Below are 13,288 nucleotides of genomic sequence, written 5' to 3'. Positions count from 1 at the left end.
TGCATGTGCGAGGCGTGTTGCAGGGTGTCTTGTTATAAAATATTATCGTGCAACAACTTAATGCCTATTGACAGGCGCGGCCTTCTCGTGCTATTATCACTCCAGCGTAGTGAGTGCTAAGCGCGCTCACGAGCCGGGTCAGTCTTGCCAAAATGGCAATAGCCTGTTTGTAGGCCGGGCTGCACGGCTCTGAAACTTCTGGGCAATACAAGAACAAACGGAGGAGAAGTGGCATGAAGGTACGTCCCTTGGCAGACCGCATTCTGGTGAAGCGGGAAGAGCCAAAAGAAACGGTGCGCGGCGGGATCATCATTCCGGACAGCGCGAAAGAGAAGCCGCAAGAGGGCAAGGTCGTGGCAGTCGGCCCGGGCAAGCTCGATGAGAACGGGAAGCGGGTCGCGCTCGAGGTGAAGAAGGGCGACCGGATTCTCATGGGCAAGTACGCGGGCACGGAAGTCAAGATCGACGGCGAAGAGCACATCATCATGCGCGAGGACGATGTGCTCGCGGTAATTGAAGACTAAGGGACGGCGTAAGCGTCATACAGGAGGAATGTTGCAATGGCTGCGAAACAGTTATCGTTTGGAGAAGACGCGCGCCGCAAGGTACTGGACGGCGTAGTGAAGTTGAGCAAGGCCGTCAAGGCGACCTTGGGCCCGAAGGGGCGCAACGTTGTATTGGACAAGAAATGGGGCGCCCCGACGGTGACCAAGGACGGCGTGAGCGTCGCGAAAGAAATCGAACTGGAAGACAAGTACGAGAACATGGGCGCGCAGATGGTTAAAGAAGTCGCGTCGAAGACGTCGGACGTGGCGGGCGACGGCACGACCACGGCGACGATCCTTGCCGAGGCCATTTTCCGTGAAGGCCTGCGCAATGTGACCGCAGGCGCGAACCCGATGGCGCTCAAGCGCGGCGTCGACAAGGCGGTCGAGGTCGTTGTGGAAGAGCTGAAGAAGCTCAGCAAGCAGGTCAAGAACGACAAGGAAGTGATCAAGAACGTGGCCGCCATCTCGGCCAACAGCGACATGGAAATCGGCAATATCATCGCCGAGGCCATGGAAAAGGTCGGGAACGACGGCACGATCACGGTCGAGGAAGCCAAGGGCATCGAGACCACGCTCGAAGTGGTCGAAGGCATGCAGTTCGACAAGGGCTACCTCTCGCCGTACTTCGTCACGGATTCCGAGGCGATGGAGTGCGTGCTGCAAGAGCCCTACATCCTCATCCATGAGAAGAAGATCACGAGCCTGAAGGACCTGCTGCCTCTCCTCGAGCAGATCGCCAAGGCCGGCAAGCCGCTGCTCATCATCGCGGAAGACGTCGAGGGCGAAGCGCTGGCGACGCTGGTCGTCAACAAGATTCGCGGCACGTTCCAGGCATGCGCCGTCAAGGCGCCGGGCTTCGGCGACCGCCGCAAGGCCATGCTCGAAGACATCGCTATCCTGACGGGCGGCCTCTGCATCACCGAGGACCTCGGCCGCACGCTCGAAAGCATCACGCTCAGCGAACTGGGCCGCGCCAAGCGCGTTACGGTCGATAAGGACAGTACGACCATCGTCGAGGGCGCCGGCTCGAGCGGCGACATCATGGGCCGCATCAACCTGATCCGCCGCCAGATCGAAGAGACCACGTCCGACTACGACCGCGAGAAATTGCAGGAACGCCTGGCCAAGCTGGCCGGAGGCGTCGCGGTCATCAGCGTCGGCGCCGCGACCGAGATCGAGATGAAGGAGAAGAAGGCCCGCGTCGAGGACGCGCTGCACGCTACGCGCGCCGCGGTCGAAGAGGGCATCGTGCCGGGCGGCGGCGTTGCGCTGCTGCGTTGCCAGTCTGCGCTGGAAGGCATGAAGCTCGAAGGCGACGAGGCGATCGGCGTGAAGATCGTCAACCGCGCGCTTGAAGAGCCGTTGCGCCAGTTGGCCGCCAACGCCGGCGACGAGGGCGCCATGGTCGTTCAGACCGTCAAGGGCAAGAAGGGTGCCGTCGGCTACAACGCCGATACGGCCGAATACGAAGACCTGCTCAAGGCGGGCGTCATCGACCCGACCAAGGTGACGCGCACTGCGCTGCAGAACGCTTCGAGCGTCGCCAGCCTGCTCCTGACGACGGAAGTGCTCGTGGCCGAAATCCCCGAGCCCGAGAAGCCAATGCCCGGCGGCCCCGGCGGGCCCGGCGGCGGCATGGGCGACATGTACTAAACGCTCCCCTCCCCACGGCGGCGCGCAATACGCCGCCAAGGGTTACTTATCCGGGCCGTCCGGTCCACCCCCACCGGGCGGCCCCCCTTTTCAACTTCCGCATTGCTCTTGCTTCGTGTCCAGTTTGCTTAGCAGTTGTTTGGCCAGCTTGGCCGCTTCTTGCTGCGCCGTCCTGGATCGGTCGAGGGCCGCCTCCAGTTCACTGACCTGTTTCCTGGCCTGGTCCTGCACCACGGCGAGCTGCTCTTCGAGGGCCGCGCGCTGTTTTTCGCATTCGGCGGTCTGCGTCTTCAGCACCTCCAGCTCGCCCCCGGCTTGCGCCAGTTCCGCCTCGCGCGTCTGCAAATTCTCCTCGGCTTGACGCACCCGGTCGGCGGCCTCGGCCGCCTGCCGCTGCACCTCTTGCAGGCGCGCTTCCCCCTCCTTGAGGGCTTGCTCGCGTTTCTTGAACAAGGTGATGTCTTGCGCATAGACAAGAACGCCAGCCGGGGTGCCGTTGTCGTCCAGAATGGGGGACCGGGAGACCTCGAACCAACGCGGCCCCTCCGCACCGGTCAGTAGCTGCTCGAGGCGGCGTGCGACACCCGTTTCAACGACCGTCCGTTCCTCGCGCGCGGAGAGTTCCGCTTCTTCCTTGGGGAAAAGCGTGGCGTCGGTCTTACCAACGATCTCGGCGGGGGCCTTCGCCACGAACTGGCAAAAACGGGGATTGGCCACTTCGTAGGCGAGTTGGCCGTTCTTCAGCGCCAATAAGCCGGGTGTGCCGGTCAGTATGGTGCGTAACGTGCGCTGATGCACTTCAGCCATGACGATTCCTCTCCTCCTTGCCGTTGGGTCTCTCCCACCGTGCGCGGGACACGGGCGGCGCAAGCGCATGCATGGTTCCATAACAGCGGGACGGCGTCAAGTGCGCGACCTGCCTGTCGCGTTACACGCCGCTGCCGTGCTATGATGAACTGTCCCAGGATTCCAGCTCCTCATAGATCTACTCTTCAGGCATATCACAGGTTCCGCGCATGAAATCGGATAGCACCCTGCAAAGTATTCGCAAGCGGCTCGTCTCCGGCCTCCTCGTCGTGGTGCCCGCGGGCATCACCCTGCTGATACTGTCTTTCTTCTATAATGTAACGGTTGGCATGGTCGTGCCGCTGGCCCATGCCTTTCTCGTGGACATGCCCTACCCGGTGGTAGCGCTCTTCTCGTTTCTGGTGCTGTTCCTCGCATTGTATCTGACCGGCATGCTGGCGTCGCTCGTCATCGGCCGCAGGCTCATTCACCTCGCGGAATGGATCGTGGACCAGATTCCCCTGGTGAAGACGGTGTACTCCGTCTCGAAACAGGTCATCGACCTGTTCTTGAACCAGCGGCCGGGCGAAGGCCAGCAGGTGGTACTGGTCGAATTCCCCGGTCCCGGGTTGCGGGCGTTCGGGTTTGTCACGGGCAGGATTACCGGGCCGGATGGACTCGAATACTTCAAGGTATTCATCCCTACGACGCCCAACCCGACCACGGGCTTTCTGGAACTGGTGCCGGCGGCCACGACGCCTGTGCTCCAAATCTCGATGGAGGAGGCCATCTCTTTGATCATGTCGGGGGGATTTCTGGGGCCGGAACGATTGACCGCCAGCCCGCCGCATGCCGGCGCGGGGCACAGCGCGGCCGTCCCTGCACTTCAGGAAGATCAGTTGTAAGGAAGTTGGGAACCCATGGACCATCAAAACATCGCCCTGCTGGTATTTGTCGCGGCCTACCTCCTGTTCGTCTTTCTGCCCCGCTTTCGCAGCCTGGTGGCGGTGGTGGCCGCGGGCATACTGGTGGCGGCGGGCGTCCTTTCGCCCCGCGAGACCCTGACCGCCGTCAATTGGAACGTCATGGGCATCTTTGTGGGCACGCTCATCGCGGCGGACGTATTCATTGAGAGCCGGTTCCCCGCCTGGTTCGCGGAAGTAATCGTGAATCGCGCCCGGAACACCGCCTGGGCGCTCTTGTTCATCTGCATGATGACGGGCGTCATTTCGGCCTTCGTCGAGAACGTGGCCACGGTGCTCATCGTGGCGCCGATCGCTCTGTCGCTGGCCCAGAAACTTCGCCTGGACCCGAAAAGCATCATGATCGCCATCGCCATCAGCAGCAATCTGCAAGGGACCGCCACCCTGATCGGCGACCCGCCCAGCATGATCCTGGGCGGCTACGCGAAGATGACCTTCATGGACTTCTTTGTCTATCAGGGGAAACCGAGTATCTTCTTCGCGGTCGAACTCGGCGCTATCACGTCCTTCTTCGTGCTCTTCTTCATCTTCCGCCGGCTGACCCAGAAACCGGAATTGGAGCCGGTCGAGCAGGTGCGCTCCTGGCTGCCGCCCGTGCTGCTCATCGCGCTGATCGCCGCGCTCGCCGTGTCATCCTTCTTCGACACGGGATTCTCATTCCTGGCGGGCGTTATCTGCATGGTGTTCGGCGTGTTCATGCTTCTGTGGCAGACACGCCTGAGCGGCGCGCACACCTTTGCCACCTTGCGCAAACTCGACTGGGATACCACCTTCTTTCTCATGGCCATCTTCATCATCGTCGAGAGCCTCACCGTCACGGGCTGGATTGACTCCATCTCGAACGCATTTTCGGGCCTGACCGGCGGCAACGCCCTCCTGGGCTATGCGGGGCTCGTCGTCTTCGCCATCCTTGTGTCCGCATTTGTAGACAATGTGCCGTTCCTGGCGGCCATGCTGCCGGTGGCGCAGAACATGGCGCAGTCGCTGGGAGTCGCGCCCTCGCTGCTTCTTTTCGGCCTGCTCATCGGCGCGAGCCTGGGTGGAAACATCACCCCCATCGGCGCGTCCGCGAACATCGTTGCCTGCGGCCTTTCGAGGCAGGCGGGACACCCCGTGACCTTCCGTGAGTTCGCGAGGATTTCCGTCCCCTTCACCATCGCCGCCGTCGTGCCCGCGGCCCTGCTCGTCTGGTATATCTGGCGATGACGGCCGCGCGCGGCCGGGTGCAGAAGGGCCTGCCTCAGCGTTGATTGGCGCGGCGCAGACGGTCGCTAAGCGTTGCCACGATATTGATGAGGAGTCGCATGGACACTTCCCGCGGCATCACGCTCCAGATGATTTCGTCGCTCAGCGCAAGCAGGCTGGTAGTCTCCCGCACGCGAACGCCCGCGCTGCGGGGCGCCTTGCTCAGCAAAGCCATTTCGCCCACCATTTCGCCCCGGCTGAGCACGGCTATCACGCGGTCTTCGTCAAAGACTTCCACACTGCCGCCTAAAATAATGTACAGTTTGTCGCCCGGGTCGCCTTTGCGGAACAGCACATGACCCGCTTCATACTCTTCGGTCATGCCCCTGGCGAAGATCGTAGCCACGTCTTCGGGCGCTACGCCGCGGAACAGGTCCACGCGACGGGCGAGCATGCTGTACGTATCGCGCATGCTGTCCATCATGACGCTGGCCAGTTCCTGCATGATGCCCGTCGCTTCTTCGGGCACCGCCTCCGGCTGCGGTGGTAAAACCGGCTCCGAGGCGGCTTCCACGGCGGGTGGGGCCGCCCCTGCCGGAAACGCACCGGCGATGACCGCGTCGTGGTCGAAGGGCCGTTCGGCCGCTTCCGCAAGTATCTCGACGGCCTCGGGGATTTCTTCCTCCACCGTTTCGACGGGCGGGACAGTTGTGGGCGCGGCCACGGAGGCTGAAACCTCCGCGGCCGAACCTGGCGCCGTACGCTCAATGCAAAGGCCCAGACTCGACGCCGTCAATTCGATCGGTCCGCCGGACTCTTTTCCCTGAAACAGCCTCTGCGTGACCATCACAAAATGCTGGTACGCGCAGAGAATGGGTTTGATCCGCAGGTCAGGGCATAGCTCACGCACCTTGTCGAGCGCCTCCGCGTTCAGCGGATTCACCATGGCGACGGTGAGGTTCTGGCCCAGCTTGTCGATGGGCAGCACGCGATACTGCAGGCAGACCTCTCTCGGCAAAATCCGGACGACCTCCTGGTCAATCAGGTAGTCCAGCAGGCTCAGATGGGGAATCTTGCAGTACTTGGCGAGAAACGACGTCAAGGAGCGTTCATCGAGGATGCCTTCGCGAACCAGGATTTCGCCCAGAAACTCACCCGTTTCCGCCTGTACCTTGAGAGCGCGGTCCAGGGGTTCACGGCCGACCTTGCCCGCCTCAAGCAAGACCTCCGCCAGACTCCGCCGGGACGGTAACCCGTCGGGCTGCACCGGCGGCCCGGGCCTTGCCTCAACGGCCGGGCGCGGCGGCGCGGAGGCCGACGGGTTTGCGACGCCTTCCGGCTTGGCGCTCTTGGTCCAACGCAGCATGCTATGTTCCCGGGCAATCACTGGGCCCCGTGCTGACTCACATCGCATGGTAGCACCGGCCTTCCAGGGTCATCAAGGCACATGGAAACACGCGCAGCTGGATGGCAGCGCCAAATCCTCTACGCCAACAGAAGGAGCAAAATGCGGCGACTTTTCGTGCCGCAGCTTCGCCCCCGCTTCTTCTCGAGCGCTCCGCTTGTCCGGCGACTATTTCTCGCCGATCAAGGGCACGACCGCGGCCAGCACCGTAGCAACCGCCGACAAGGCAGTGGCTACAATGGTGAGAATCTCGCTGGTGGACAACTGCGCCCGTCCCGGGCCTTTCGAGGTCACGCTGATGTGCTTCATGGTCTCCAGTATCCCTTCCTTGACAGTTCCTGCTTCTTCCTCGGCATGCTAGGGATGCGGGCCGGACATTCCCCGCCACACAACATATAGTATATACGGTCTCTCGCTGAAAGTAAATACGCCCCGACGGGGGCAGAACGCCTAGTCCTCCTGCGGCGCCTGGAACTTGATATTGTCCGATTGGAGCAGCTTCAGGAGGCCGTCCTTGTCCACCGCCTTGCGATACGCTTCTTCCGGTTCGACAATATCCTCTTTGACCAGACGCCGGAGTTCCTCATTGAGCAGGGTCATCCCCTCCTTCTTTGAGGTCTGCATGATGCTCATGATCTGTGCGCTCTTGGCCTCCCGGATGAGCGAGGCGACCGCGGCGTTCACAAAGAGGATTTCGAGGGCGGCCACGCGGCCCCCCCCCTTCTTCTTGAGCAGGTTCTGGGCCACGACGCCTTTCAAGGTGTTTGCGAGCATCAGCCGGATTTGCTGCTGCTGCTCGGGCGGGAACTGGTCGATCAAGCGGTCCACCGTCGAGATAGCTGTCGTGGTGTGCAGCGTCCCAAAGACAAGGTGGCCCGTCTCGGCGGTTTCGATGGCGATATGGGTCGTTTCGAGGTCGCGCATCTCGCCCACCAGCACGATATCGGGGTCTTCCCGCAACGCGGCGCGCAGCGCCCGCTTAAAACTGTCCGTGTGCACCCCGACTTCCCGCTGATTAATCAGACACCGCTGGTTCCGGTGCACGAACTCGATCGGGTCCTCAATAGTGATAACGTGGTCGTTGCGTGTCTTGTTTATGTGGTCGAGCATGGCCGCGAGCGTCGTCGATTTGCCGCTGCCCGTTGGACCGGTCACGAGCACAAGCCCCTTGCTGAGCTGACAGAATTTCTTGAGAACCTCCGGCGCCTTCAGTTGGTCAAGCGTGAGCACTTCGGACGGGATCAGCCGCGCCACGCCGCCGATCCCCTTGTTGTCGCGAAAGATATTCATGCGGTACCGGCCCACGCCGGCCAATTCATAGGCGAAGTCCGTGTCGTTTGTCTTCCGGAACTCCTCCTTGTTCTTCTCCGGCATCACCTCGAACAAGAGGCTGGACACCTGGTCGTTGGTGAGCGGTTCCGCCGTCTTGAGCGGCACGATAGAACCGTCCTTGCGAAACATGGGCCGGCACCCCGTGCACAGGTGCAGGTCCGACGTGTTGTGCTCCACCATCAGCTTGAAATACCGGTCCATTTCCGCCATGGGCCCTATCCTCCCGCGTGCAGCGGTTCCCATGGAACCCAGCTTGGCGCGCTTCGCGAAAACCATAACCGGCCGCGTGCAACCGGCGATATCCTCTATTCTATACAGTGCGCCGCCCTCATGAAAGGGTGGCGGCCCGCACCGTACTGTCTTGCCTAATACCGGTACCACTCCGGCTTGAAGGGTCCGTCCGGCGGCACGCCGAGATACTTGGCTTGCTTCCCGGTCAGCGTGTCCAGGTCAACGTTGAGTTTGCCCAGATGCAGCCGCGCCACCTCCTCGTCCAGTTTCTTCGGCAGCGTATAGACCTTGCCCACTTCATACTTGTCCGATTCGGCGTAGAGGGCAATCTGGGCCAGCACCTGATTGGCAAAGGAATTGGACATCACGAAAGAGGGGTGCCCCGTCGCGCAGCCCAGGTTCACGAGGCGTCCGCGCGCCAGCACGATCAGGGCCTTGCCGTCGGGAAAGAGGAACTTGTCCACCTGCGGCTTGATGTTCTCCTCGCGGATATCCGGCTGCGACTCGAGCCACGCCATCTCGATTTCGGCGTCGAAATGGCCGATGTTGCACAGAATCGCCTGATCTTTCATCAGCTTCATGTGCTCGCCCGTGATTACGTCGCAACAGCCCGTGGCAGTGACGAAGATATCGCCGATGGGCGCGGCGTCGACCATGCGCATCACCTGGTAGCCTTCCATCGCCGCCTGAAGCGCGCAGATCGGGTCGATTTCCGTGATGATGACGCGCGCGCCGAGTCCGCGCATCGCCTGCGCGCAGCCCTTGCCCACGTCGCCATAGCCCGCAACAACGACTACCTTGCCCGCCACCATAACGTCCGTCGCGCGCTTGATTCCGTCGCCCAGCGACTCGCGGCAGCCGTACAGGTTGTCGAATTTCGATTTCGTTACCGAATCGTTCACGTTCATCGCGCGCGTATACAGCCGCCCCTCCGCCATCATCTGGTAAAGCCGATGCACGCCCGTCGTGGTCTCCTCCGACACGCCGATCCAGCCCGCGACCGCGCGATGCCAATGATCCGGGTCGCTTGCATGCACCGTGTGGAGCAGCGTATCGACGATTTGGACTTCCTTGTTGTCGCGGCAGACGGGCGGCAGTTCCCCCGTCTTGTTGAAGTGCTCCTCCAGTTCGTAGCCGCGGTGGATGAGCAGCGTCGCGTCGCCGCCGTCGTCCACAATCATGTTTGGCATCCCGCCATCCGGGAAACACATCGCCTGATACGTGCACCACCAGTATTCTTCGAGCGTCTCGCCCTTCCACGCGAAAACCGGCGTGCCCGCTTGCGCGATCGCCGCCGCGGCCCAGTCCTGCGTCGAGAAGATGTTGCAGCTGGCCCAGCGCACCTGCGCGCCCAACGCCTGCAACGTCTCGATAAGCACCGCGGTCTGGATCGTCATGTGCAGCGAACCCATGACCCGCGCACCCGCGAGCGGCTTGGTCTTCGCGTATTTCGCGCGCACCGCCATCAGGCCGGGCATCTCTTTCTCGGCGATGATAATCTCTTTCCGGCCCCACTCCGCCAAGCCCAAGTCCGCCACCTTGAATGGCAGATTCGCCTCGATAGCGGGGATTCCCTTCGTTACAACGGCCATGTCGCCCTCCTTCATCCGGGTTGGTTTGGGCTTTCATCCAGGGCCTTCTATTATACGGAAATACGAAAAACCCGTCAATTTTGAGCGGAAATACGGAGATGCCCGCGAGAAATCGGCCTCAGGAAAAGGATGCCCCGCCCGAACGCCGGAAGGCATCGTCGCTGAGTGCGACGAGGCGGCTTTGCGAGGTCTGGTCCGTTCTTGCCGGCTTTCACGAATGCTGCTATCTGCCGCGCCTTCCCGCCCTTGCTTCATACCAGTCCTTGTGCAGCGACCACTCGTCGCAGCGCGGACATGCCGTGTATTGCCACGCATGCCCGCATCCCGGGCAAACGCCGCCCGTATCAAACGTGTTCCACGCGGTCCCGCATCCACCGAAAAAGAGCTCGGGGTCCGCACAGGGTCCGCACACCCAGCGGCTGCCCGCACTGGGCCGCCAACGGCACTGCGGACAGCGAATGCGCCTGGGGCGCGCGTCTTCTTCCTGGTCCGCGGGCGCGACCGCTCCATCGTGTTGCGACTCGCCCTTCTGGAACAATGTGAATAGCGCCCACATAGACAGAATGCGGCGGCGTAATTCACGCCTCACTTGCAGTTCCCTCCAAGTCCATCGCCCCACATGAGACTTCGCTCGTACCATCGAGTATGTCATACCTTGGGGCAAACGCCAAGACGCTTATGCCGCCTCGCATCCAGGCAGAAGCACGTATCCTTGCCGCGTGACACGGCATGGGCCAGTTGTCTTTGGCCAAGGGAGCGCGGTAAGCTGTGCATTCTTGGGGCAACACCTGGAAACGCGGTCGTGAAGTTCGATCCGGACAAGATAGAGACGCTGGTCGTGAAGATCGGCACGCAACTGCTCAGCGGACGCAAGGCGTTCGAGGGCATGGTCATGGAAGCGGTGGTCAAGGAGATCGCCGCGCTCAAGCGGCAGCACGACCTGAACGTGCTGATCGTAAGTTCGGGCGCCATCGGCTGCGGCATGAACGCGCTGGGGCTGAAGAAACGCCCCGCGGACCTGCGCCACAAACAGGCGGTCGCGGCGGTAGGCCAGGCCACGCTCATGCACTACTACGAAACGCTGCTGCAGACCTACGGCGACGGCCTGCGCAGCGCACAGGTGCTGTTGACGTCATCCGACCTGGACAAGCGCCAGAGCTACCTCAACGTGCGCAACACGCTGAACACGCTGTTCAGCCTGAAGACGGTCGTGCCGATCGTGAACGAGAACGACTCGACCGCGGTCGAGGAATTGCGCTTCGGTGACAACGACACGCTGTCCGCCAAGATCGCCGCGAAAATCAACGCCGGCCTGCTCATCATCCTGAGCGACGTGGACGGGCTGTACGACCACAACCCGGCGCAGTTTCCCGGCGCGAAGATTATCCCCTACGTCGAAAACATTACGGAAGAGATCGAAGCCGGCGCGGGCGGCGCGGGCAGCATCGCCTCGACCGGCGGCATGAAAACGAAGATCGAAGCGGCGCGGATCGCGTCTGTCGCGGGCGTGCCGGTCGTCATCGCGAACGGGTACATCGAAGGCATCATCCACAGCGTGCTTGGAGGCACGGCGCCGTGCACCGTCTTCGCGCCTGCGCGGGAGACGCTCTCGCACCGGAAGCGCTGGATTGCGTTTGGGCGCGTGACGCAGGGGCGGCTGGTCATCGACGATGGCGCGCGCAAGGCGCTGACGAAACAGGGCAAGAGCCTGCTGCCCGCGGGCATTGTCGAGGTGCAGGGCGAATTCGACGTCGGCGCGGCGGTGCTCGTCAGCGACACGGCCGGCCAGCATCTCGCGCGCGGCCTCGTAAGTTATTCGAGCCGCGACATCGGGCGGATTCGCGGCCGGAAGAGCTCCGAAATCGAGGGGATTCTGGGCCATAAGGACTTCGACGAGGTCATCCATCGCGACAATCTGGTGCTGCTGCACAACGCAACCGGCGGGAGCGCGGAAAAACCATGACGGCGACGGCATCGCGCGCCAAGATCGGCCTGGTCCAGATGTCGATGGGCCGCGACGCCGCGGCCAACATGCGCGGAGCGGCGGAACAGGTGCGCGCCGCGGCCGCCGCGGGCGCGCAGGTCGTTTGCCTGCCCGAGTTGTACCGCTCGCAATATTTCTGCCAGAAAGAAGACACGCGCACATTCGACCTTGCGGAACCTTTCCCGGGCCCGTCCACGGTTCTGTTCCAGGAGCTCGCCGCGGAATTGCGCGTTGTCGTGGTCGTGCCCTTCTTCGAGAAGCGCGCGGCCGGCGTGTATCACAACAGCGCGGCCGTCATCGACGCGGACGGCGCCGTGCCCGGCCTGTACCGCAAGATGCACATCCCGGACGATCCCGCGTACTACGAGAAGTACTATTTCGCGCCGGGCGACCTCGGGTTTCGCGTCTTTGACACGGCATACGGCCGTATCGGCGTCCTCATCTGCTGGGACCAGTGGTACCCGGAGGGCGCGCGGCTCATGGCCCTGCGGGGCGCATCCATCCTGTTCTTTCCCACCGCCATAGGCTGGCACCCGCACGAGAAGGCGCGCTACGGCGCGGCACAGCGCGACGCCTGGATCACGGTGCAGCGCGGCCACGCCATCGCAAACGGCGTCTACGTCGCGGCGGTGAACCGCGTCGGCCTCGAGCGGCCCGCGCCGGAGTCCGCCGGCATCGAGTTCTGGGGCTCGTCTTTCGTCGCGGACCCGCAAGGCGTCATGCTGGCCCAGGCGTCGGAGGACCGCGAGGAAGTCCTCATCGCCGAAGCCGATTTCGCGCACATCGAAACCATCCGCCGCAATTGGCCCTTCCTGCGTGACCGGCGCATCGACGCGTATCAGGGGCTCGACCAGCGTTTCCTCGAGGATTCGTGACCATGGCTGCGGCGCGGATGCCGGCGGAGTGGGAGCCTCACGCGGCGACGCTGCTCGCGTGGCCCGCGAATACCAGCGACTGGCCCGGCAAGTTCCAGCCAATCCCCTGGGTCTTCGCCGAAATCGCGCGTCACATGCTGCCGGGTGAACGCATCTGCCTCGCCGTGCAGTCGGCGGCGCAAGAGGCGCGCGCGCGGCGTGTCCTGAAACGCGCGGGCGCGGACAGCACGGCCATCACATTTGTGCAGACACCGCTCGACCGCGGCTGGATGCGCGACATCTCGCCGTGTTTCGTGCTTTGTCCCGAGAGGGGCCTGACTGCGGTGCGCTTCGGTTTCAACGGCTGGGCCAAGTACGACAATTTCGCGCGCGATGCCGCGTGGGCCGGGCACATTGCGCGTTTGCTGGGAATGCACACGGTAGACGCGACGTCCCCGTCGCGTGCGGATTCAAAACCAGGCGGCGGGGACGCCGCCTCCATGCGCGTAGTCCTCGAAGGCGGCGCCATCGACGGCAACGGCCGCGGCTCGCTGCTGACTACGGAAGAATGCCTGCTCGACCCGCGCGCGCAGGTGCGAAACCCCGGTTTCAGCCGCGCGAATTACGAAGACGTATTCCGCCGCTGTCTGGGCGTGACAAATGTGATTTGGCTGGGCGCGGGCATTGCGGGCGACGACACGCACGGCCACGTCGATGACCTATGCCGCTTCGTGA

The 13,288-nt window shown here is 62.9% G+C and carries 12 protein-coding genes; 7 read left to right on the top strand and 5 right to left on the bottom strand.

What is annotated here, in order from left to right; genetic code table 11:
- Positions 1-233: 233 nt before the first annotated feature.
- Both groES and groL read left to right on the top strand, forming a co-directional pair.
- Positions 234-524: a co-chaperone GroES gene (gene groES / locus KA184_06300; protein MBP8129176.1), complete on the top strand. Its 291-nt coding sequence runs from the start codon at positions 234-236 to the stop codon at positions 522-524.
- 36 nt (positions 525-560) lie between these two features.
- Positions 561-2,201 carry a chaperonin GroEL gene (groL, locus tag KA184_06295; protein MBP8129175.1) on the top strand — a complete coding sequence of 547 codons (1,641 nt, stop codon included), beginning with the start codon at positions 561-563 and terminating at the stop codon, positions 2,199-2,201.
- 90 nt (positions 2,202-2,291) lie between these two features.
- On the opposite strand, the gene KA184_06290 is transcribed toward groL, so the two are convergent.
- Positions 2,292-3,008 (bottom strand): PAS domain-containing protein, encoded by a 717-nt coding sequence (locus KA184_06290; GenBank protein ID MBP8129174.1) that lies wholly within the window; start codon positions 3,006-3,008, stop codon positions 2,292-2,294.
- 209 nt (positions 3,009-3,217) lie between these two features.
- On the opposite strand from KA184_06290, the gene KA184_06285 reads away from it, so the two are divergent.
- Both KA184_06285 and KA184_06280 read left to right on the top strand, forming a co-directional pair.
- Positions 3,218-3,892, top strand: a complete 675-nt coding sequence (locus KA184_06285) for a DUF502 domain-containing protein (GenBank protein MBP8129173.1) — start codon at positions 3,218-3,220, stop codon at positions 3,890-3,892.
- 15 nt (positions 3,893-3,907) lie between these two features.
- Positions 3,908-5,176, top strand: a complete 1,269-nt coding sequence (locus KA184_06280; protein ID MBP8129172.1) for a TRAP transporter large permease subunit — start codon at positions 3,908-3,910, stop codon at positions 5,174-5,176.
- A gap of 34 nt (positions 5,177-5,210) precedes the next feature.
- Here the strand turns inward: KA184_06280 and KA184_06275 are convergent, their stop codons facing one another.
- The 4 genes from KA184_06275 to KA184_06260 form a co-directional block, all read right to left on the bottom strand.
- Complete coding sequence (locus KA184_06275) at positions 5,211-6,521, bottom strand: cyclic nucleotide-binding domain-containing protein (GenBank protein ID MBP8129171.1); 1,311 nt, start codon at positions 6,519-6,521, stop codon at positions 5,211-5,213.
- 207 nt (positions 6,522-6,728) lie between these two features.
- The gene (locus tag KA184_06270) at positions 6,729-6,869 is read right to left on the bottom strand and encodes a hypothetical protein (GenBank protein MBP8129170.1); all 141 of its coding nucleotides are present in this window, start codon (positions 6,867-6,869) and stop codon (positions 6,729-6,731) included.
- 141 nt (positions 6,870-7,010) lie between these two features.
- A complete protein-coding gene (locus KA184_06265) occupies positions 7,011-8,102 on the bottom strand; it encodes a type IV pilus twitching motility protein PilT (GenBank protein MBP8129169.1) in 1,092 nt (363 codons plus the stop codon).
- 155 nt (positions 8,103-8,257) lie between these two features.
- A complete protein-coding gene (locus tag KA184_06260; GenBank protein ID MBP8129168.1) occupies positions 8,258-9,715 on the bottom strand; it encodes an adenosylhomocysteinase in 1,458 nt (485 codons plus the stop codon).
- A gap of 619 nt (positions 9,716-10,334) precedes the next feature.
- Between KA184_06260 and proB the strand changes: the two genes are divergently transcribed.
- The 3 genes from proB to KA184_06245 form a co-directional block, all read left to right on the top strand.
- Positions 10,335-11,678: a glutamate 5-kinase gene (gene proB, locus KA184_06255; GenBank protein ID MBP8129167.1), complete on the top strand. Its 1,344-nt coding sequence runs from the start codon at positions 10,335-10,337 to the stop codon at positions 11,676-11,678.
- Positions 11,675-12,574 carry a carbon-nitrogen hydrolase gene (locus KA184_06250; GenBank protein ID MBP8129166.1) on the top strand — a complete coding sequence of 300 codons (900 nt, stop codon included), beginning with the start codon at positions 11,675-11,677 and terminating at the stop codon, positions 12,572-12,574. Before proB ends, KA184_06250 begins: the two co-directional genes overlap by 4 nt.
- A gap of 17 nt (positions 12,575-12,591) precedes the next feature.
- Positions 12,592-13,288 (top strand): agmatine deiminase family protein (locus KA184_06245; GenBank protein ID MBP8129165.1); only part of this gene is annotated, 697 nt, incomplete at its 3' end.

Source organism: Candidatus Hydrogenedentota bacterium (assembly GCA_018005585.1).
Lineage (GTDB): Bacteria > Hydrogenedentota > Hydrogenedentia > Hydrogenedentales > JAGMZX01 > JAGMZX01.
This window is presented reverse-complemented; position numbering and strand designations above follow the sequence as displayed.

Bases quoted from the DNA above. Each gene is read 5' to 3' on its own strand.
- groES (MBP8129176.1), top strand. From the start codon at position 234: ATGAAGGTACGTCCCTTGGCAGACCGCATTCTGGTGAAGCGGGAAGAG.
- groL (MBP8129175.1), top strand. From the start codon at position 561: ATGGCTGCGAAACAGTTATCGTTTGGAGAAGACGCGCGCCGCAAGGTA.
- KA184_06290 (MBP8129174.1), bottom strand. From the start codon at position 3,008: ATGGCTGAAGTGCATCAGCGCACGTTACGCACCATACTGACCGGCACA.
- KA184_06285 (MBP8129173.1), top strand. From the start codon at position 3,218: ATGAAATCGGATAGCACCCTGCAAAGTATTCGCAAGCGGCTCGTCTCC.
- KA184_06280 (MBP8129172.1), top strand. From the start codon at position 3,908: ATGGACCATCAAAACATCGCCCTGCTGGTATTTGTCGCGGCCTACCTC.
- KA184_06275 (MBP8129171.1), bottom strand. From the start codon at position 6,521: ATGCTGCGTTGGACCAAGAGCGCCAAGCCGGAAGGCGTCGCAAACCCG.
- KA184_06270 (MBP8129170.1), bottom strand. From the start codon at position 6,869: ATGAAGCACATCAGCGTGACCTCGAAAGGCCCGGGACGGGCGCAGTTG.
- KA184_06265 (MBP8129169.1), bottom strand. From the start codon at position 8,102: ATGGCGGAAATGGACCGGTATTTCAAGCTGATGGTGGAGCACAACACG.
- KA184_06260 (MBP8129168.1), bottom strand. From the start codon at position 9,715: ATGGCCGTTGTAACGAAGGGAATCCCCGCTATCGAGGCGAATCTGCCA.
- proB (MBP8129167.1), top strand. From the start codon at position 10,335: ATGAGACTTCGCTCGTACCATCGAGTATGTCATACCTTGGGGCAAACG.
- KA184_06250 (MBP8129166.1), top strand. From the start codon at position 11,675: ATGACGGCGACGGCATCGCGCGCCAAGATCGGCCTGGTCCAGATGTCG.